Origin of the sequence: Pontivivens nitratireducens, assembly GCF_014235845.1 — a bacterium.
GTDB lineage: Bacteria > Pseudomonadota > Alphaproteobacteria > Rhodobacterales > Rhodobacteraceae > Pontivivens > Pontivivens nitratireducens.
Genome location: NZ_JACJUQ010000007.1, coordinates 1 through 18475, shown reverse-complemented (window position 1 = coordinate 18475; position 18475 = coordinate 1). Strand labels below are relative to the sequence as shown.

At 63.2% G+C, this 18475-nt stretch carries 19 protein-coding genes and 1 tRNA gene; 11 read left to right on the top strand and 9 right to left on the bottom strand.

The window, feature by feature from the left end; genetic code table 11:
- The first annotated feature begins 4 nt into the window (after positions 1–4).
- Entirely contained in the window at positions 5–907 is a 903-nt protein-coding gene (locus H1S03_RS09565; RefSeq protein WP_185804238.1) for an AAA family ATPase, read from the top strand.
- Positions 908–955: 48 nt separating this feature from the next.
- Positions 956–2212 carry a VWA domain-containing protein gene (locus tag H1S03_RS09560; RefSeq protein ID WP_185804237.1) on the top strand — a complete coding sequence of 419 codons (1257 nt, stop codon included), beginning with the start codon at positions 956–958 and terminating at the stop codon, positions 2210–2212.
- A gap of 14 nt (positions 2213–2226) precedes the next feature.
- Here H1S03_RS09560 and H1S03_RS09555 read toward each other — a convergent pair whose 3' ends face one another.
- Positions 2227–2400 carry a hypothetical protein gene (locus H1S03_RS09555; RefSeq protein ID WP_166187515.1) on the bottom strand — a complete coding sequence of 58 codons (174 nt, stop codon included), beginning with the start codon at positions 2398–2400 and terminating at the stop codon, positions 2227–2229.
- A gap of 312 nt (positions 2401–2712) precedes the next feature.
- Here H1S03_RS09555 and H1S03_RS09550 point away from each other — a divergent pair, with 312 nt between their 5' ends.
- Positions 2713–3768 (top strand): XdhC family protein, encoded by a 1056-nt coding sequence (locus H1S03_RS09550; RefSeq protein ID WP_430700898.1) that lies wholly within the window; start codon positions 2713–2715, stop codon positions 3766–3768.
- A 3-nt stretch (positions 3769–3771) separates the two neighbouring features.
- A complete protein-coding gene (locus H1S03_RS17720) occupies positions 3772–5370 on the top strand; it encodes an NTP transferase domain-containing protein (RefSeq protein ID WP_185804236.1) in 1599 nt (532 codons plus the stop codon).
- Here the strand turns inward: H1S03_RS17720 and H1S03_RS09540 are convergent, their stop codons facing one another.
- Positions 5371–6036, bottom strand: coding sequence for a hypothetical protein (locus H1S03_RS09540; protein WP_185804235.1), 666 nt, complete (start codon positions 6034–6036; stop codon positions 5371–5373).
- A 261-nt stretch (positions 6037–6297) separates the two neighbouring features.
- On the opposite strand from H1S03_RS09540, the gene H1S03_RS09535 reads away from it, so the two are divergent.
- Positions 6298–7002 (top strand): SIMPL domain-containing protein, encoded by a 705-nt coding sequence (locus tag H1S03_RS09535; protein WP_185804234.1) that lies wholly within the window; start codon positions 6298–6300, stop codon positions 7000–7002.
- A gap of 58 nt (positions 7003–7060) precedes the next feature.
- Here H1S03_RS09535 and H1S03_RS09530 read toward each other — a convergent pair whose 3' ends face one another.
- From H1S03_RS09530 to rlmB, 3 genes are all read right to left on the bottom strand, one after another.
- Positions 7061–8356: an O-acetylhomoserine aminocarboxypropyltransferase/cysteine synthase family protein gene (locus H1S03_RS09530; RefSeq protein ID WP_185804233.1), complete on the bottom strand. Its 1296-nt coding sequence runs from the start codon at positions 8354–8356 to the stop codon at positions 7061–7063.
- A 133-nt stretch (positions 8357–8489) separates the two neighbouring features.
- Positions 8490–8969 (bottom strand): CoA-binding protein, encoded by a 480-nt coding sequence (locus tag H1S03_RS09525; RefSeq protein ID WP_185804232.1) that lies wholly within the window; start codon positions 8967–8969, stop codon positions 8490–8492.
- A 409-nt stretch (positions 8970–9378) separates the two neighbouring features.
- Positions 9379–10173 (bottom strand): 23S rRNA (guanosine(2251)-2'-O)-methyltransferase RlmB, encoded by a 795-nt coding sequence (rlmB, locus tag H1S03_RS09520; protein ID WP_185804231.1) that lies wholly within the window; start codon positions 10171–10173, stop codon positions 9379–9381.
- A gap of 202 nt (positions 10174–10375) precedes the next feature.
- On the opposite strand from rlmB, the gene H1S03_RS09515 reads away from it, so the two are divergent.
- Together H1S03_RS09515 and H1S03_RS09510 are read left to right on the top strand one after the other, a co-directional pair.
- A tRNA-Tyr gene (locus tag H1S03_RS09515) sits at positions 10376–10461 on the top strand.
- A gap of 141 nt (positions 10462–10602) precedes the next feature.
- Positions 10603–11280: a glutathione S-transferase family protein gene (locus tag H1S03_RS09510; RefSeq protein ID WP_185804230.1), complete on the top strand. Its 678-nt coding sequence runs from the start codon at positions 10603–10605 to the stop codon at positions 11278–11280.
- Here the strand turns inward: H1S03_RS09510 and rsmD are convergent.
- Complete coding sequence (rsmD, locus tag H1S03_RS09505) at positions 11277–11825, bottom strand: 16S rRNA (guanine(966)-N(2))-methyltransferase RsmD (RefSeq protein WP_185804229.1); 549 nt, start codon at positions 11823–11825, stop codon at positions 11277–11279. The two genes, H1S03_RS09510 and rsmD, sit on opposite strands and share 4 nt — an antisense overlap.
- The gene (locus H1S03_RS09500) at positions 11822–12235 is read right to left on the bottom strand and encodes a Fur family transcriptional regulator (RefSeq protein WP_185804228.1); all 414 of its coding nucleotides are present in this window, start codon (positions 12233–12235) and stop codon (positions 11822–11824) included. Before H1S03_RS09500 ends, rsmD begins: the two co-directional genes overlap by 4 nt.
- A 117-nt stretch (positions 12236–12352) precedes the next feature.
- On the opposite strand from H1S03_RS09500, the gene H1S03_RS09495 reads away from it, so the two are divergent.
- From H1S03_RS09495 to H1S03_RS09480, 4 genes are read left to right on the top strand one after another with little or no spacing between them, the layout of a single operon-like run.
- On the top strand, positions 12353–13228 hold the full coding sequence (locus H1S03_RS09495; protein ID WP_185804227.1) for a metal ABC transporter substrate-binding protein: 876 nt from the start codon (positions 12353–12355) through the stop codon (positions 13226–13228).
- Positions 13225–14082 carry a manganese/iron ABC transporter ATP-binding protein gene (locus tag H1S03_RS09490; protein ID WP_185804226.1) on the top strand — a complete coding sequence of 286 codons (858 nt, stop codon included), beginning with the start codon at positions 13225–13227 and terminating at the stop codon, positions 14080–14082. Before H1S03_RS09495 ends, H1S03_RS09490 begins: the two co-directional genes overlap by 4 nt.
- Positions 14072–14917 (top strand): metal ABC transporter permease, encoded by an 846-nt coding sequence (locus tag H1S03_RS09485; RefSeq protein ID WP_166187486.1) that lies wholly within the window; start codon positions 14072–14074, stop codon positions 14915–14917. Before H1S03_RS09490 ends, H1S03_RS09485 begins: the two co-directional genes overlap by 11 nt.
- Complete coding sequence (locus H1S03_RS09480) at positions 14914–15744, top strand: metal ABC transporter permease (RefSeq protein ID WP_430700897.1); 831 nt, start codon at positions 14914–14916, stop codon at positions 15742–15744. Before H1S03_RS09485 ends, H1S03_RS09480 begins: the two co-directional genes overlap by 4 nt.
- A 26-nt stretch (positions 15745–15770) precedes the next feature.
- Here the strand turns inward: H1S03_RS09480 and H1S03_RS09475 are convergent, their stop codons facing one another.
- Positions 15771–18122: a mechanosensitive ion channel domain-containing protein gene (locus H1S03_RS09475; protein ID WP_185804224.1), complete on the bottom strand. Its 2352-nt coding sequence runs from the start codon at positions 18120–18122 to the stop codon at positions 15771–15773.
- An 82-nt stretch (positions 18123–18204) separates the two neighbouring features.
- Positions 18205–18396, bottom strand: coding sequence for a hypothetical protein (locus H1S03_RS09470; protein ID WP_185804223.1), 192 nt, complete (start codon positions 18394–18396; stop codon positions 18205–18207).
- Positions 18397–18475 lie beyond the last annotated feature (79 nt).

Below are 18475 nucleotides of genomic sequence, written 5' to 3'. Positions count from 1 at the left end.
GACCATGACGCAATTACCCGCAAGCATCGACGCGACACAAACCATGCTGGGGGATGTCGGCTATGTCGCGGGGCGTGATCTGAGCACGGTGGTGTTTCTCGCGCTCAAACTGGGCCGCCCGCTGTTTCTGGAGGGGGAGGCTGGTGTCGGCAAGACCGAGATCGCCAAGGCGCTGGCCGCCTCTCTCGCCCGTCGGTTGATCCGCCTGCAATGTTACGAGGGCCTCGATGCGTCCTCCGCCGTTTATGAGTGGAACTTTGCAGCGCAGATGGTCGCGATCCGCACGGCGGAGGCGCAGGGTGGGGCGGAACGCGCGGCCCTGACGCGTGAGCTGTTCTCCGAGGATTATCTGATCTCGCGCCCCTTGCTGGAGGCAATGCGCCCGCAGGAGGGCGGCGCGCCTATCTTGCTGATCGACGAGCTGGACCGCACGGATGAGCCGTTCGAGGCCTTCCTGCTGGAGGCGCTGAGCGATTTCGCGGTCACCATTCCCGAACTGGGCACCATCACCGCGCCCGAACCGCCGATCGTGATCCTGACCTCGAACCGCACGCGCGAGGTGCACGACGCCCTGAAGCGTCGCTGCCTGTATCATTGGGTCGATTACCCCAGTTTCGAGCGGGAGATGCAGATCGTCACCGCCCGCGCGCCCGAAGCCGCCGAAACCCTCAGCCGGGAGGTGGTGGCCTTCGTGCAGAAACTGCGCGGCGAGGATCTGTTCAAGAAACCCGGCGTGGCCGAAACCATCGACTGGGCGAAATGTCTGGTCGCGCTCGACGCGGTGGAGCTTAGCCCCGCCGTGATCGCGGATACATTGGGGGCAATCCTGAAATATCAGGACGACATTCAGAAATTGCAGGGGTCCGAGGCCAAGAGGCTGCTCGATGCCGCGAAGGCCGAGCTTTGAGCGCGCGGCGCTGCGCGGGGATATTTGCACGATCAGAAAGGCCGAAGCGTGGTTGAGTTCACTGACCTGCCCCTGCCGGAAAACCCCAGGCTGGCCCAGAACCTGACGCATTTCGCGCGGGCACTGCGCCGCGCGGGTCTGCCGATCGGGCCTGCGCAAGTGCTCGACGCGATCCGCGCGGTGGAGGCCGCAGGCTTTTCACGCCGCGAGGATTTCTTCTGGACGCTGCACGCCTGTTTCGTGCGCAAGCCGGAGCAGCGCGATGTTTTCGGGCAGGTGTTCCGGTTGTACTGGCGCGACCCGCAATTCCTCGAAAAGATGATGGAAATGCTGATGCCCATGGTGCGCGGCGTGAACGAGGCACCTGATCCGAAACCGGCGGAACGGCGGGCGGCGCAAGCCTTGCTGGACGAGCCCGACATGCCCCCGCCCCCGGTCGAGCAGGAGGAATCGGAGGAACTGATCGAGATCGACGCCACGCTGACCTTCTCCGCCGATGAGAAGCTGCGCCACACGGATTTCGAGCAGATGACCACCGCCGAACTGGCCGAGGCGCGCCGGGCCATCGCGCGTCTGGAATTGCCGGTACAACCCATCGCCTCACGCAGGACTCGCCCTGCGGTCAGCGGTCACCTGCCGGATTGGCGTGCAACGATGCGTGACGCGATGCGGTCCGGCGACCTGCGAAAACTGCACTTGCGCGAGCGGCGGCAGCGGTGGCCCAATCTGGTGGCGCTGTGCGATATCTCCGGCTCCATGTCCGGCTACAGTCGGATGTTGCTGCATTTCCTGCATGCGGCGGCCAATCAGAAGGGGGCCGGTTGGGCGCAGGTCCATGCCTTCACCTTCGGCACGCGTCTGACCAATATCACACGGCATCTGCGCCACCGCGATGTCGATGCGGCCCTGGCGGCAACAGCGGCCGAGGCGCGGGACTGGGAGGGCGGCACACGCATCGGGGCATCCCTGCATACCTTCAACCGCGACTGGTCGCGGCGCGTGCTGGGGCAGGGGGCGGTCGTGTTGCTGATCACCGATGGCCTGGACAGGGAGGAGCCTGCGCAACTGCTGCGCGAGGCGGAAAGGTTGCGCCTGTCCAGTCGCAAGCTGATCTGGCTGAACCCGCTGCTGCGCTTCGATGGTTTCGCGCCAAGGGCCCGGGGCGTGCGGGCATTGCTGCCGCATGTGGACAGCTTTCGTTCCGCACATTCAATTGCATCTTTGGAGGAGCTGTCCAAGGCGTTGACCCGGCCCGAGGATGCCGGGATACAACGTCGGATGATGGGAATGATGTCCGACAGATGATCCCGTGGCAGAGCTTACTTTTCGCCGCGCGACTGGATGACCAGCGCGATTTCCTCAAGGGTCATATCGGCCAGCTGCTCACTGCTCAGCCCGGTCAAACCGCCAAGGTGGCTGTTTTCGGCCTGGGCGGCGATCGGCATGGCGATCAGCGTAATTGCGATCAGGGCAGTATTCAAAATACGGTACATAATGGAACCTTTAATCAACTATATCGGGATGACGTATATGACTGTGACCGGCGGTCTCTAAAAGGGTGGAAATGGGCATATCGCTGTTTCCAAACCGGGCACAATCTCTGCATTCGCGGGCGTGACCTCAACGGGGACCTGCCCCGTCAAAAGTGCGGTCCCCAGCCAGCATGGCGTTCGTATTCGGCTCATTTCGAAGTCCCTCGCTGTTTGCGCCCTATGTGAAAGCTACGAACGATTGATATTGAAAGTTTCAAATGATCTATCTGGCAGGCAATAGTATTGCGTCGGCTTGCGCGCTGGCTGGCAGGCATGCGGTTGGTGCAAACGATGGAGGTCCGTGCGATGACGCAGCATCTGGATGAGATTCCCCGGATTGCGCTCGATTGGGTGCAATCGGGGCGGCGTATCGCCTTGGCGACCGTGATCCAGACATGGGGATCGGCGCCGCGCCCCGTCGGCTCGCAACTGGTCATTTCGGATGAAGCGCAAATGATGGGCTCCGTCTCTGGTGGATGCGTCGAGGGGGCGGTGGTGGAGGAAGCGCTCGCCGCGCTGGAGGACGGTCAGCCGCGCGTTCTGACATATGGCGTCAGCGATGACGACGCGTTCGCCGTCGGTCTGGCCTGCGGGGGCACGATCCGCATCCTCGTCGAACCTGTCGGAGGTGAGAACGGGCTGGACGAGGCCTTGCTGCGCGTTCTGGTTGAGGCGCGCGCGTCAGGCCGGGCGCTGACCTGCGTGACCAGCCTGCACGACTGGTCGCGGGTCTTGCTGGACGGGTCTGCCGGTACGCCACTGGGCCTGCATGTCCGTGACGCGATCGCATCGGACCGTTCGGCCATCGTCACGGTGGAGGGGGAGGAGTGGTTCATCGCGGTGCACAACCCGCCCCTGCGCCTGTTTATCGTGGGGGCCGTTCACATCGCCCAACCGTTGAGCCAGATGGCGCAGATGCTGGGCTATGCCGTTACCGTGATCGACCCGCGTGAGGCATTCGCCTCCACCGAACGGTTTCCGACGGTCGAGTTGAAACATGAATGGCCGGATGATGCATTGAGAGAGGCAAGGCCGGACGGCCGCAGTGCGATCGTGACCCTGACCCACGACCCCAAGCTGGACGACCCCGCTATCGTGGCCGCCCTGGGAATGGATGTGTTCTATCTGGGGTGTCTGGGATCGACACGGACCCATGCCAAGCGGGTGACCCGCCTGCAGGCGGCAGGGTTCAGCCCCGACGCGATATCCCGGATCCATGCCCCCGTCGGGGCGGATATCGGCGCGAAAAGCCCGGCGGAGATCGCCGTTTCCATCCTCGCCCAGATCACCGAGCGGTTGCGCCGGGTCGAGACACGGCCCGGCAGGTGATCCATGCAATTCGGTGAGGTGGAAACCGCAGAGGCAGCAGGCGCGATACTGGCCCATTCGGTCAGCGCGGGAACCCTGCGGTTGCGCAAGGGGCGCAGACTGTCGCCCTCGGATATCGAGGCTCTGACGACGGCCGGCGTTCGGCGCGTGGTGGTGGCCCGCCTGGGCGATGCCGATATGGGCGAGGACCGTGCGGCGGAAAATGTGGCGGCCCGTATGGCGGGGCCGGATATGCGCGTGGCGTCGCCCTTTACCGGGCGGGTCAATCTTTACGCCGAAACGGCAGGCCTGTTGCGCGTGGATCGCGCTGTCGTCGATACCCTGAACGGGGTGGATGAGGCGATCACCCTCGCCACCTTGCCCGACTACGCGCGGGTCGAGGCACGCACCATGCTGGCCACGGTGAAGGTCATTCCCTATGCGGTGCCGGATGATGTCGTTGCTGCGGCAGAGGCCTGTCTGGGCCAACCCGCCCTGGCACTGCATCCGTTTCGCGCGCGACGGATCGACCTCTTTCTGACAGCCACCCCTGGCATGAAACCTTCGCTGCTGGACAAGGGCGAGGCGGCGGTGCGCCGGCGGCTGGATCGGCTGGGGCTGACGACGGGTGAGGTTCACCACCTGCCACACGAGGTTCAGGCGCTGGCACATGCGCTGGGGCAAAGCGAAACGGAACTGGCGCTGATCCTCGGTGGGTCGGCCACGTCGGACCGTGCGGATGTGGCCCCCGCCGCCGTCATCGCCGCAGGGGGCCGGATCGAGCGGTTCGGAATGCCGGTCGATCCGGGCAACCTGCTGTTCCTGGCGCAGATTGGCGCGCGGCGCGTCGTCGGCCTGCCCGGTTGCGCACGTTCGCCTGCGCTGAACGGTGCCGACTGGATTCTGGAGCGTCTCGCCGCCGATCTGCCTGTGACCGGGGGTGACATCGCGGGGATGGGCGTCGGCGGATTGCTCAAGGAGATTCCGACACGTCCACAACCGCGCGATCGCAAAGCATCATCGCGCAAACCGAGGGTGGAGGTTCTGATCCTCGCCGCCGGAACCTCCAGTCGGATGCGCGGGCGCGACAAGTTGCTGGAACAGGTTGAGGGGGAGGCATTGCTGGCTCGTGTTGTGGGTCAGGCGGTGGCCAGTTCGGCCGACCGGGTGCACGTCATGTTGCCGCCCGCCTCCCCCCGACAGGACAGCGTCGCGAACAGGGGCGCGCAGATCGTGAAGGTCGCCGATCCGGGTGAGGGGATGGCCGCGTCGATCCGTGCCGGGCTCGCCGCACGCAGAACCGATGCGGACGCGGTGATCGTCATGCTGGCCGACATGCCCGATATCACATCCGCTCATATCGACCGGCTGATCGCAGCCTTCAGCCCTGCCGACGGACGGGAGATCGTGCGCGCGACCGATGAGGACGGCACACCGGGGCATCCCATCCTGTTCGGCGCCCGCTTTTTCGAGAGCCTCTCCCGGTTGGAGGGCGACCGCGGCGCGCGCGATCTGCTGCGAGAGGCGAAGGAATATCTGGTCGAGGTCGCGCTGGACGCTCAGGCCGCGACCACCGATCTGGACACGCCAGAAGCATGGCAAAGCTGGCGCGAGGGGCGTTGATCAGGGCATTTCGAGGATCAGCACCTCGGAGTTTCGACCAATGCGCACCGTGTCGCGATCAATCGTCAGGACACGCCAGCCATCCACGAGCGTGCCACGGGCAATGGGCTGGAAATCGCCATTGGGCATCCGCAGAAGGGCGCGGCGTGTTTCCTCTGTACCGAACACGCCGATCAGGGTGATGCGGTCCAGCGAAATCCGGTCGTCATCGTTTGCCGCGTTGCGCACGGTCGCCGTGGCGGGCGTGCTTTCGTTCTCCTCCTGCACGCGCTGGATCTGTTGCTGGGTGACGATAGAGCGGATTTCCCGCCCGAACCCCTCGGGCCGGGGGCGGGGGCGCAGGATGTCGCTGGCCGGTTCGCTGACCACGTCGATCGGAGCATCGATGTCAGGCAGTTGTTCGACGACGGCGCGATCGGTGATGTCGGTCGCGACGATCGCACGGGGGCGCGGGCGAACGATGGTGCCGGTCTGATCGACCGCAACCGGTTCACCGATGATCGAATTCTCACCCACCAGCCCGGACATGTTGATGCCGCTCGGCCGGGGCCGGGGCGGCATGGAGGTCTCCACCGCTCCACTTGTCTGTTCGCCGGCCTGTGCAACTCGAAGACCCGCGACCGGGGATACATTGCGCGACAGATGGCCGTGCAGCGGAAGATCCATGCTGACTGTGGGCGCGGGCCTGACGGTTGAGGAGGCGGGCGCAGGAAAATCCGCAGTCGCGTGCGCATGTGCGCCCGTCGCGATCACGATTGCCGCGAAAGCGATCCTTAGCGTCGATGTCAAACCGCCTGATTGCACGTCTCTCTCCTGCTGCTTGCTCAGTATCTAGGCGCGACCGGTCAAGATCGCCAGTCGCAGTTGGTTCGGTATCGCGCGCACCCTACATGCCAGAACAGTTTCAGATGTTTCAAGGAGTGAGCCATGCGCCGTTTGATGATTGTTCCCGTGATGTTGCTGGGGCTGGCCGCCGGGTCCGCCTCTGTCGCACAGGACATGCCGGAACGGCGTGTGACCGTTTCGGGAGTGGGTGAGGTCACGGCAGCACCCGATCTTGCCACCATAACGGTCGGCGTCAGCGAGCAGGGTCAGACCGCCACCGATGCTCTGCGGGCGAACACCCGCGCGATGCAGGCCTTGTTCGACGTGCTGGACACTGCCGGGATCGAAGGGGCGGACAGGCAGACCTCGGGGCTGAACCTGCAACCGGTCTATGATCATACGGAGGTGCGCAATGGTCAGGGGCCGCGCATCGTCGGGTACGAGGCGACCAACACCCTGCTGATCCGCGTGACCAAGCTGCCCACGCTGGGCGACGTTCTGGACGGTGTGACCGTGGCTGGCGCGAACCGGATCAACGGCATCAGCTTCGGCCTGTCCGATACCGACGCATTGATGGAGGAGGCACGTCGCGAAGCGGTGGAGGACGCGATGACGCGCGCGCGGCTATATGTCGAAGCCGCCGGTGCGACGCTGGGACCTGTTATCAGCATAGACGAAGCCGGGGGCGTCTCGCGCCCGCAGCCGGAAATGGCAATGGCGCGAATGGCATCGGACATGTCCGTTCCGATTGCGGAGGGCGAGGTCGGTCTGAACGCCCGCGTCAACGTCGTGTTCGCCATCGAGTGATGCGACAGGCGCGCGCCCCGAAGCGTCCGGGGCGCGCGGTTTCCTATCCGTGCCGTGCTCAGGCCAACGCGGCCTTCAGCCCCTGATCCAGATCCGCGATCAGGTCATCGACATTTTCCAGACCGATGGAGACACGCACCATGTCCGGCCCGGCGCCCGCTGCCTCCTGCTGCTCGGGTGACAGCTGCCGGTGCGTGGTGGATGCGGAATGGATGATCAGGCTGCGGGTGTCGCCCAGATTCGCGACGTGGCTGAAGATGTTCAGCGCCTCGACCAGCTTGCGGCACGCCTCGTACCCGCCCTTTACCTTGAACGTAAACAGGCCGGATGCGCCCTTGGGGCATAGCTTGCGCGCGCGGCGGTATACGGGTGAAGATTTCAGCCCGGCATAGCTGACACTCTCGATACGGTCGTCGTTTTCCAACCACTCGGCGATTTTCTTGGCGTTTTCGCAGTGACGCTCCATCCGCAGGCTCAACGTCTCAATTCCCAGCAGGGTCTGGAAGGCGTTTTGCGGCGACTGGCACGGCCCCAGATCGCGCAGACCGACCGCATGACCGTGCAGCGTGTAGGCGAGGGGGCCGAACGTCTCATGAAATTTCAGGCCGTGATAGGCGGGTTCCGGCTGGCTGAGGCTGGGGAATTTTTCCGAGGCAGACCAGTCGAAGTTGCCCGAATCCACGACGATCCCGCCCATGGATGTGCCGTTGCCGCTGAGGTATTTCGTCGTCGAATGTACGACGATATGCGCGCCATGCTCGAACGGGCGGCACAGATAAGGGGTGGCGGTGGTGTTGTCCACGATCAGGGGCACGCCCTTGCGCTCCGCGATCTTGGCAATGGCGGGCAGGTCGGTGACGTGACCGCCGGGATTGGCGATGGATTCGCAGAAAATCGCCTTGGTCTTCTTGGTGCAGGCCCTGCTGACGGCACCGCGATCGTCAAAATCGACGAACTTCGCCTCCCATCCGAACCGCTTGATGGTCTGCGAGAATTGCGTGACCGTGCCGCCATAAAGGCGGGTGGAGACGACGATGTTGTCGCCCGGACCCATCAGCGGCAGCAGCGCCAGGATCTGCGCCGCATGACCGGATGAGCAGGCGGTCGCGCCGACGCCGCCCTCCAGCGTGGCCACCCGCTCCTGCAAGACGGAGACGGTGGGGTTGGTCAGGCGCGAATAGATGAAGCCGACTTCCTGAAGGTTGAACAGGGCCGCCGCGTGATCGGTATCGCGAAACACGTAGCCGGTGTTCTGATAGATCGGCGTCTGCCGGGCACCCGTTTCGGGATCGGGTTTAGAACCCGCATGGATTTGCAGCGTCTCGAAGGAATAGGTGGGTGCGGTATCGGTCATCTCGGAATCTCCCCGTTGTTTTCGCGAACCCTAATTGCGCGTGTCGCAAAACGCATCCGGTTTTGCACATTTCTGGCAAAATACGATTTTGGAATTTTGGAATGAAGGGCGCCGTGGCCGCCGTCTGACGCGATCAACGCTTCGACGAGATGACCCCGGTGGCGAAGCCGCCCCACCGCAATTCGCCAAACAGACGTTGGTATTCGATCTTGGGACAGCGGTTCATGATGACGGTGATGCCCTGTGCCTGCGCGCGTGCGGCTGCGGCGGCATCCTCGACACCGATCTGCATCCAGATCGTCGACAGACCCCGCTCGGCCAGGACCTCCAGCGCCTCGTCCACCACGGCGCCCGCCTGATCGGATCGACGAAAGACATCGACCATGTCGATACGGGTTTCGGCTGGCAGATCGGCCAGGCTAGGCACGATTGTATGACCAAAGGCGGTCTGACCCGCGTAAGCCGGGTTCACCCCATGCACGTCGAAGCCCTTCAGCTTGAGGTATCGCGCCACGAAGTAGGAGGGCCGCACCTCATTCAGCGAAACGCCCACACACGCGATCGTCCGTGTGCGTTGCAGGACGGTTTTCATCATCTCATCGGAATAGGTCATATCCCCACGATAGTCCCGCAGCCGCGATCCGTCACAAAAAAACGCCCGAAGCAGCGCTCCGGGCGTGAGGTGGGAACGAGGGACAGTAGTGGAGAAAACCGGGGGCCGTTCACACCCCCCTCCAGATTAGAGTGTAGCACGGGATTCCCTCAACGCTAAGCCATACCTCGCCTTGGGAGTGTCGTATAAAACAATTATAGTTCAATGGCTTGGGTCAGATTTGTGCGATTCGATACGGTGCTTTGCCACGGAAATACCACGATCCCGCCTTCTTCATGCCACACAACCCTAGGGTGATTCTCTGCCTGCCGAGGTTCGCCGGTCAGATGTCATCGGGGCGGTTGGTGAGGGTGCAACGTAGCATCCACAATGCTGCATATCGTGGGGTTGGTGGAGACCGAAGCGACCCCTAGCGGTTCATATGTGTCTGTGTCGCATACAGCGATACCGCCGCCGCGTTGGAGACGTTGAGAGAGCCGAATTCGCCTGCGAACGGGATCTTCACCAGCCGGTGACAGGTTTCCTTCGTCTTGTCGCGCAGACCCGGCCCCTCCGCCCCCAGGGCGAGGGCGATCGGCACGTTGGGCAGTTCGGCAAGGGTTCCGGGCAGCGTGTGCTCCGCCTCTCCGTCCAGCCCCATGATGAAATACCCCATTTCGCGCAGGGCTGTCATGGCATTGGCCAGATTGGGAACCCGCAGATAGGGCTGACGCTCCAACGCGCCGGAGGCCGTCTTGGCCAGGGCTCCCGTTTCAGGTGCGGAATGACGGTGCGGCGCGATGACGGCCCGTGCGCCGAACACCTCGGCCGAGCGCAGCACGGCGCCGACATTGTGCGGGTCGGTCACCCGGTCCAGCAGCACCACCAAGGGCGCGCCATCGCCTGAGGCGCAACGCTCACTGACCGACCCCCAGTCGAGGGGTTTGACCTCCATCGCGGCCCCTTGATGCACCGATTGCGGATCGAGGGGAGCGTCGAATTTGCGCGGATCGACGATTTCGGGCTCTGGCCCCATGCTCAACGCATCGCCCAACCGGTCGGCGGCGTTCTTGGTCACCATCAACCGCAATTTCTGGCGGTTCGGGTTGCGCAGGGCATCGCGCACGGCATGAAGGCCGAACAGCCAGACGGTGTCCGGCTGGCCGTTGCGGCTGCGTTCCTTTGCGACGACCCATTTGGGTTTCTTGTCTGCCTGGCCTGCCATGGTCTCTCCGTTCCGGTCTCGTCTTTGCAGAGGGCCGCTTTGCACAGGCCTGTTTGCATGGCCCGTCTTGCACAGGCCTGTTTGCATAGTCCTGTTTTGCATAGTCCTGTGCGCCCACCGCGTAAAGGTTTGCGCATTTCGTGTTGACGCGCCCCACCCCCCCCGGTATCCACCCGCCACGTCACCTAGAGACGATCGCGTCGGGGGGGTGGCAGAGCGGTCAAATGCAACGGACTGTAACTCCGTCGGGGAAACCCTACACAGGTTCGAATCCTGTCCCCCCCACCACTTTCCTCCCAGGACAATGCGCAACGGTTACAGCGCGCATTTCCGGGCGAGGAGCATCATGAGAATTTCGGTCTTCCAGGACGCGAATGTCTCGACAGAGGCGCGCCCATTGGGGCCGCTAGACGAAACGAGGGGCAAGACATGGCGTATCACCTTTACTGGCTCAGCGGTGTACCCTCTGTCTGGCGGGTCATGCTGGCGCTCAACCTCAAGAAAATCCGCTACACCGAAACCAGGTTCGATCCGGGCAGCGCCGAAATGTCCGATCCGTCCTTTCTGCAAATCAACCCGCGCGGCCAGGTGCCGGTTCTGATGACGCCGGACGGGCCTGTGCGCGAATCTCTGGCGATCCTGGCCTATCTGGACCGGGTTAAGCCGGAGCCGCCGTTGTTCGGACGCAGCGCGACCGAGGCCGGGGTGATCTGGCAATGGATCATGGATTACGAAAATCACCTGCGTGGCGCGATGGTCACCTTGGCGACAATCGCCTTCACCGGCGAACAGAAAACACGGGCCGCCGATCTGGCCGGGGCGATGCAGATCGGTGTTCGGGAATTTGCAACGATCCTGCATCGTCTGCGCCTGATGCCCTGGCTGGGTGGCAACAAGATCTCCGCCGCCGATATCGTGCTGTATCCCGGTATCCAGTGGATGCGCCGGTCGCTGGATCATCTGGAGCCGTCCGAATTGCACGACATGATGCAGAATCCGGCATTGAAGAATTGGGAGCAGAAGATCGAGCGTCTGCCGAAATTCGAGCGGACCGTGCCGCCGGGGTGGAGCACCGACGCGCCGATGAACATCGTCGGACTGGCCTAACCAGGCGTCAGAAACTGCACCGAGGTATCGCCGAAGCTGCGCCGCTCAACCTCACGCAGAGGGGCAGGCACGGGTTGCGGGGTGGCTTCCTCCCACACGATCAGGGCGTCGGGCGCGATCCAGCCGCCATCCAGGGCGCTGGTCAGGGCTGCGCTGCCCATAGACCTGCCATAGGGCGGGTCGAGGAAGATCAGGTCGTTCGGCGTGTCGGTCACGAACAGCTTTCGTGCGTCCCGCCTGATAATGCGCGTACGATCCGCGACGCCCAGCACCTCAACGTTGCGCCGCAGCAGCGAGGATGCCTTCGCGCCGTTATCGACCGCCGTCAGATGCACGGCCCCGCGTGACAGCGCCTCCAGCCCCAGCGCGCCGGTTCCGGCAAACAGATCCAGCACCCGCGCCCCCTGGGGCAGGTCATAGGCGCGCAGGATGTTGAACAGCGTCTCACGCACGCGGTCGGTGGTGGGGCGCAAATGCGCGGCCACGTCGCCCTTTCCCAGCGCCGCCAGCGCGCGTCCGCGAAATTCACCGCCGACGATCCTCATGTCATCTTGCGCCCGTACAGCTCCAACCGGTGATCGACGATCTCATAGCCCAGCTCCTCGGCTATGGCGCGCTGCAATTCCTCGATCCGGGGTGAGGTGAATTCGACCACCGCACCGGTTTCGATGTCGATCAGGTGATCGTGATGTTCGCGGTCGGCCTGCTCGAACCGGGCAGGGCCGCCCTGAAAGGCATGACGCTCAACCGCGCCGGTCTCCTCCAGAACCTTCATGGTGCGATAGATTGTGGCGAGTGAGATTCTGGCATCCATCTTGGCCGCGCGCTGGAAAATCTCCGCCGCGTCGGGGTGGTCACCGCTCTGTTCCAGAATGCGCAGGATGATTCGGCGCGGCGCCGTCAAGCGCAGGCCGGCCTGCTTGATCTGTCGTTCATATCGCGAAAGCTCGTTCATGTTTCGCAATAAGCAGCATTTGCGTCGCAACAGCAAGTCTTAATGAGAATAAGTCGCATTTGCATTGACAAGACCGGGCAACGCCATAGCTTTCCATCGAACCCACTGGAGGATTACATGCTTACCCGTCTGACATTGATCGTCGCCCTGATGTTTCCTGCCTTGGCCCAGGCGCAGGATTTCAAGGTCGTGACGACGTTCACCATCATCGCAGACATGGCGCGCAACGTGGCGGGGGATGCAGCGGAGGTGCGCAGCATAACGCGACCGGGGGCGGAGGTGCATTATTACCAGCCGACACCGCGCGACATTATGGCCGCGCAGGACGCCGATCTGATCCTGTGGAACGGGCTGAACCTGGAACAATGGTTCGAGCGGTTCTTTCGCAATATTGGTGAGATTCCCCAGGCGACTGTCAGCGAAGGGGTGGAACCTGTCGGCATCGGGTCCGGTCCTTATGCAGGGTTGCCCAACCCCCACGCGTGGATGTCGCCGGACAATGCGAAGATCTATGTCGCGAATATACGCGATGCGCTGGTCACGCATGACCCCGACAATGCCGAGAGCTATATCGCCAACGCCGAGGCCTACATGGCCCAGATCGACGCCATGGTGCAGCCGATCCGTGACAGCCTGGCCGACGTGCCGCAGGACCGTCGCTGGTTGGTCACATCCGAGGGCGCGTTCAGCTATCTGGCCCGCGATTTCGATCTGAAGGAGCTGTATATCTGGCCGATCAACGCGGATCAGCAGGGCACCCCGCAGCAGGTCCGGCAGGTTATCGACGCGGTGCGGGAGCACAATATCGGGGCCGTCTTCTCCGAAAGCACGGTCCCTGACGATCAGGCGCGTCAGATCGCGCGGGAAACCGGCGCGGACTATGCCGGGGTGCTGTATGTCGATAGCCTGAGCGAGGCGGACGGCCCTGTGCCCACCTATCTGGACCTGCTGCGCGTCACCACTCAGACGATTGCCGTGGGGTTAACGCAATGAAGGACGTCGTCAGCCCCGGCCTCAGCGTGGCGGACCTGACGGTCACGTACCGCAATGGCCACACCGCATTGCACGATGCCAGTTTCGAGATTCCCAAGGGCTCGATCACCGCACTTGTCGGGGTGAACGGCTCGGGAAAATCAACTCTGTTCAAGGCCTTGATGGGGTTTGTCCCCGTCTCGGACGGGTCTGTCACCATGTTCGGCGGCTCCCGCGATGCGGCGCTGAAACGCAATCTGGTGGCCTATGTGCCGCAGGCGGAGGAGGTGGACTGGGACTTCCCCGTATTGGTCGAGGATGTGGTGATGATGGGCCGATACGGCCGCATGAACTGGCTGCGCATCCCCAAGGCCGTGGATCGTGAGGCCGTGCGCGACGCGCTGGCCCGCGTCGGCATGACGGATTTCGCCAAGCGTCAGATCGGGGAACTGTCCGGTGGACAGAAAAAGCGGGTCTTCCTTGCCCGCGCGTTGGCGCAGGAGGGGCAGATCATCCTGCTGGACGAACCGTTCACCGGCGTGGACGTCACGACCGAGGAGCAGATCGTCGCCCTGATGCGCGAATTGCGTGACGAGGGGCGGGTGATGCTGGTCTCGACCCACAATCTCGGCTCCGTACCGGAATTCTGCGACCGGACCGTTCTGATCAACAAGACAGTTCTGGCCGAGGGCCCGACGGAGGAGGTCTTTACCGCCGAGAACCTGCAAATGGCCTTTGGCGGGGTGCTGCGGCACTTCGTTCTGGGCGGCGCGGACCTGCACCATGACGATGACGATGCGCGTCACGTCACGGTGATTTCCGACGATGAGCGGCCTTTCGTGATCTATGGGGAACGGGACGACGATGCTTCTTGAGCCGTTTACCTATGGCTATATGGTCAACGCAATGTGGGTCAGTGCCCTTGTCGGGGCGATCTGTGCCTTTCTCAGCGCGTTCCTGATGCTCAAGGGCTGGTCCCTTATCGGTGACGCGTTGAGCCATGCCATCGTGCCCGGAGTGGCGGGGGCCTACATGCTGGGATTGCCTTTCGCGGTGGGCGCGTTCCTGTCCGGTGGACTGGCGGCGGTGGCGATCCTGTTCCTGCAGGCCCGCACCCGGCTCAAGGCGGATGCGGTGATCGGGCTGATCTTTACCAGCTTCTTCGGGTTGGGACTGTTCATGGTCTCACTCAACCCGACCAGCGTGAACGTGCAGACCATCGTGATGGGCAACGTTCTGGCGATCACGCCCGCCGATACGCTGCAACTGGCGATCATCGGGGCCGTGACGATGCTGGTGCTGATCGTGAAGTGGCGCGACCTGCTGTTGACCTTCTTTGATGAGGCGCATGCACGCTCCATCGGGTTGCCGACGCAGGGCTTGCGCGTGCTGTTCTTCACGCTGCTGGCGGCCTCCACGGTGGCGGCGATGCAGACTGTGGGCGCGTTTCTGGTGATCGCGATGGTGGTGACGCCGGGGGCGACGGCCTATCTGCTGTCCGACCGGATGTCGCGCGTCATCGTGATCGCCATCTCAATCGGCGCGGGGTCCAGCTTTCTCGGCGCGTATCTCAGCTTCTTTCTGGACGGTGCGACGGGCGGCATCATCGTGTGCCTGCAAACGCTGATCTTTCTGGCGGCGTTCGTGTTCGCACCCAAGCATGGCATTCTGGCGGCGAAGCGCCGGGCACGACGGACAGGGGCCGCATGATGGACTGGACGACACCCTTCGTATTCGACTTCATGCAGCGTGCCTTTGCGATTTCGATACTGATCGCGATCCCCATGGCGTTGCTGAGCTGTTTTCTGGTGCTGCGCGGCTGGTCTTTGATGGGCGACGCGATTTCGCACGCCGTCCTGCCGGGGATCGTGCTGGCCTATGTGGCGGGCATTCCGCTGGCCATCGGAGCGTTTCTGGCGGGAATGTTCTGTGCCGTCTCGACAGGCTGGCTGAACCTCAACAGCCGGTTGAAGGAGGACACGGTGATGGGCATCGTGTTTTCCGGCATGTTCGGTCTGGGCATCGTGCTGTTCGCGGCGGTGCCGTCCAACCTGCATCTGGATCACATCCTGTTCGGTGACATGCTGGGCATCGGGTGGCGCGACATCGTCTGGACCGGTTCGGTCGCTGTGGGGATCACGCTGGCACTGCTGCTGCTGCGCAGCGACCTGATGGCGCTGATCTTCGACCCTGCCCATGCGCAGGCGATTGGGCTGAAGGTGCGGTGGCTGCACTACGGATTGCTGGCGATGATATCGCTGAGCGTGGTCAGCGCCCTGACGGCCATCGGCATAATCCTCGCCATCGGATTGCTGATCGCACCGGGCGCCATCGCCTTTTTGTGGACGCGCCGCTTCGGCGCGATGCTGATCATCGCGACGGTGGTGTCCGTGGTTGCTGCCGTGGCGGGGGTCTATCTCAGCTTCTGGTTGGATTCGGCCCCCGCGCCGACGATCATTCTGCTGCTGACGGCGGTCTTCGTGTTCAGCTTCGTGGTGACGGTACGGCGTGACCGCCGGGCGCGGCAGGCGGCCTGAGGCGGCCAGCCGCGCCGGCAGAGCACCTATCGGGGTGCGTCCCCGCCATCGGGGGTTTCGTAGGATTCGGGCATGTGCTTGTGCGGATCGTTCTCGACCGTGGTTTCGGGCCGTTCGGTTTCGCGGCGCTCGAACTCCTCCGGCTTTGGGGTTTCGCGCGCGGCCTGAACCTGTTCGCTGAGCACGCGCATCGGGGGCGCCTTGCCCTGCTTGTCCTCACCGAAATAGATCGTCTGATGCGGGAACGGAATCTCGATGGAGCGTTCGTCGAACATCCGTTTGAGGATCAGGTTGTAAGCGCGTCCGATGCCCCATTGCTGGCCGGGCAGGGTCTTGATCCGCGCGCGTACGACAATCGCGCTGTCACCGAAGCTGTTGAGACCAAACCATTCCAGATCGCCCAGAATGTCGCGACCGGCTTCCTCACGCTTCAACTCCTCGAAGGCATCGTGCATCGCGAGCTTGGCGTCGTCGATATCCTCACGGTAGGCGATGCCCATGTCACAGACGTAGAACGAGAATTCGCGCATGTAGTTCGATACCAGATCGACGGAGGAGAACGGTATGATGTGGAACACACCGTGCAGATCGCGCAGCGAGACGGAGCGGACGGTCAACCGCTCCACCGCGCCGGTGATGCCACCTACACTGATGACGTCGCCCACATTGATCGCATTCTCGAACTGGATGAACACGCCGGTGATGATGTCCTGCACCATCTTTTGCGCACCGAAACCGATGGCCAGACCCAGAACCCCGGCGGAGGCAAGCAGCGGCCCGATATTGAGGCCCAGCTCGCTCAACACGATCATCGCGGTGATGATCAGCAACGCGATGGTCGCGGCGTTGCGCAGCAATGTCAGCAGGGTCTGCTCACGCGCGGTCGCCGCCTTGCCGAAATCGGGGTTCAGGCGAAACTCCACCCACGAGCTGAGGAGAAGCCAGATCGCGAACGCCACGATGGTGATCAACAGGACGCTGAAGCCGCTGGACAGCACCATCGCGCCCAGATCACTGCTGGCCCACGCCCTGAAATCAAAGACGCCAAGGACGCTCAGAATGACACCGATGACTACGATGAAGAGGACAAATCGCAGCACCCACAGGATCTTGGGCACAAAGGAATTCAGGCGACGTTCCAGCAAGGGAAACCGCATCTTCCAGCTTTCCGGCAGCCTTACGCCGCGCGCGATGGCTCCGGTCAGGAACTGAAGCGTGATCATCGCCAGGATGATTGCACCCAGAATGATGGCCGTGCTTTGCAACAGCGGCACCAGAATGCCCCCCGGACGTGTCGCCACGATGGCCAGCAGCCCCAGCAGGTAGATGACCGTCGGTACGATCCAGAGAGAGATCAGCACCCGGACGATCCCGCGGCGCGAGGCGTTTCGAGGTATCAGCCACGCCGTAATGGCCTTTCGGTGATACAACACCATCACCAGCGCGCTGAGCACCACCGCGATGGAGATCACGGTTCCCGTCGCGCTGCCGGCCAGAACGGATGCGTTCACGTTCACCAGCGGGACCACCAGCATCAGGCCGTATCCCAATATCGTCGTGCAGACGGTCAGCCATCGCGCCAGAATTACCGCGCCCCGGTCCGGCAAGCGGACCAGTCGCAGGGCGGAAACGCGGGGCGACAGAACCGTGCGAATGAGGATCTTGGTGGCTTCGACCAGCAGGAAGGCGTTCAGGTACAGCGCCTGGGTTTCTCCGATACCGCCGCTGTTGCGGGTAAAGACGAGCAGCAGCCCATATCCCGCCGCCCCCGCGACGATGGCGATCACCAGATCCTTGAACGATGCCAGCAGGGCGAATGCGAACAGGACGGCCCCGTTCGCTTCGTTTACCCGGCGTGCGATCCGCAGATCGTAGCGCCGCCCCAGATAGCGCAGCGTCAGGAACACGGCGTAGGTTATGACCACGACCAGCGCCAGTTCGGTCAGCGCCGTCATCAGCACCAGCTGGTCGAATGCCCCCAGGGACCGTTCGATGATGGTCGGCAGGCGGCTGATGCCCAGCCACAGACGATTTGCGGATCGCGCGACATCCTCGGCCGCGTCGGTTGTGACATTGGCGATGCGACGGCCAAAGGAAGCGGGGGGATCGTTTTCGACGGGTGCCGGGGTCACCTCAACCGGCGCTTCGGAGGCTGCCAGCCGTTCGGTCAGCGCGTCCAGAACACCGGGATTGCGCAGCAAATCCACCAACGCATCGACTTGTCCGCTTACGACGTCCGGCTCTTGCGCGGGATCCTCCGCCGAGCTTTCCTCGGATGCTGTGCCGGAGCCCAATCCCGGAATGACCTGTGCGTTGGCCGGTTGCATGACGAAGAAGCTGAGCAGCAGGAAAAGTGCCGCGCGCGCGATGAAACTCATGTGGTGCTGTCTTTCCGGTGTCTGCGTGCAACTTTGCGTTTAAGGGACCGAACGTCCGGTGATGCAATATCGTTCCATATTTTTAGGCCGTGCGACGGAAAAGTTGTCCGCTCTCGGTCACCAGCAGGACGACGAGGGTTAGCACGCCACATGACAGATACCCCACAGCGAGGGGGACGATCGTGTCGTCAAAGGACTGCCCGATCATAAAACCGATAAGCGTGCCGATCACGGTCGTGATCGTTCCGATCAGGGATGCCGCAGTGCCGGCCACATGGGAGTGTCCTGACCTCTGTGTATCTGGCCCGGTCCATGCGGTTTCAGATACTCAAGCGTCGAAGCGCTCGCCGAAC

Excerpts from the sequence above, each read along its gene's own strand:
- H1S03_RS09565 (WP_185804238.1), top strand. The coding sequence starts at position 5 with ATGACGCAATTACCCGCAAGCATCGACGCGACACAAACCATGCTGGGG.
- H1S03_RS09555 (WP_166187515.1), bottom strand. The coding sequence starts at position 2,400 with ATGTACCGTATTTTGAATACTGCCCTGATCGCAATTACGCTGATCGCC.
- H1S03_RS09550 (WP_430700898.1), top strand. The coding sequence starts at position 2,713 with ATGCGGTTGGTGCAAACGATGGAGGTCCGTGCGATGACGCAGCATCTG.
- H1S03_RS17720 (WP_185804236.1), top strand. The coding sequence starts at position 3,772 with ATGCAATTCGGTGAGGTGGAAACCGCAGAGGCAGCAGGCGCGATACTG.
- H1S03_RS09540 (WP_185804235.1), bottom strand. The coding sequence starts at position 6,036 with ATGGATCTTCCGCTGCACGGCCATCTGTCGCGCAATGTATCCCCGGTC.
- H1S03_RS09535 (WP_185804234.1), top strand. The coding sequence starts at position 6,298 with ATGCGCCGTTTGATGATTGTTCCCGTGATGTTGCTGGGGCTGGCCGCC.
- H1S03_RS09530 (WP_185804233.1), bottom strand. The coding sequence starts at position 8,356 with ATGACCGATACCGCACCCACCTATTCCTTCGAGACGCTGCAAATCCAT.
- H1S03_RS09525 (WP_185804232.1), bottom strand. The coding sequence starts at position 8,969 with ATGACCTATTCCGATGAGATGATGAAAACCGTCCTGCAACGCACACGG.
- rlmB (WP_185804231.1), bottom strand. The coding sequence starts at position 10,173 with ATGGCAGGCCAGGCAGACAAGAAACCCAAATGGGTCGTCGCAAAGGAA.
- H1S03_RS09510 (WP_185804230.1), top strand. The coding sequence starts at position 10,603 with ATGGCGTATCACCTTTACTGGCTCAGCGGTGTACCCTCTGTCTGGCGG.
- rsmD (WP_185804229.1), bottom strand. The coding sequence starts at position 11,825 with ATGAGGATCGTCGGCGGTGAATTTCGCGGACGCGCGCTGGCGGCGCTG.
- H1S03_RS09500 (WP_185804228.1), bottom strand. The coding sequence starts at position 12,235 with ATGAACGAGCTTTCGCGATATGAACGACAGATCAAGCAGGCCGGCCTG.
- H1S03_RS09495 (WP_185804227.1), top strand. The coding sequence starts at position 12,353 with ATGCTTACCCGTCTGACATTGATCGTCGCCCTGATGTTTCCTGCCTTG.
- H1S03_RS09490 (WP_185804226.1), top strand. The coding sequence starts at position 13,225 with ATGAAGGACGTCGTCAGCCCCGGCCTCAGCGTGGCGGACCTGACGGTC.
- H1S03_RS09485 (WP_166187486.1), top strand. The coding sequence starts at position 14,072 with ATGCTTCTTGAGCCGTTTACCTATGGCTATATGGTCAACGCAATGTGG.
- H1S03_RS09480 (WP_430700897.1), top strand. The coding sequence starts at position 14,914 with ATGATGGACTGGACGACACCCTTCGTATTCGACTTCATGCAGCGTGCC.
- H1S03_RS09475 (WP_185804224.1), bottom strand. The coding sequence starts at position 18,122 with ATGAGTTTCATCGCGCGCGCGGCACTTTTCCTGCTGCTCAGCTTCTTC.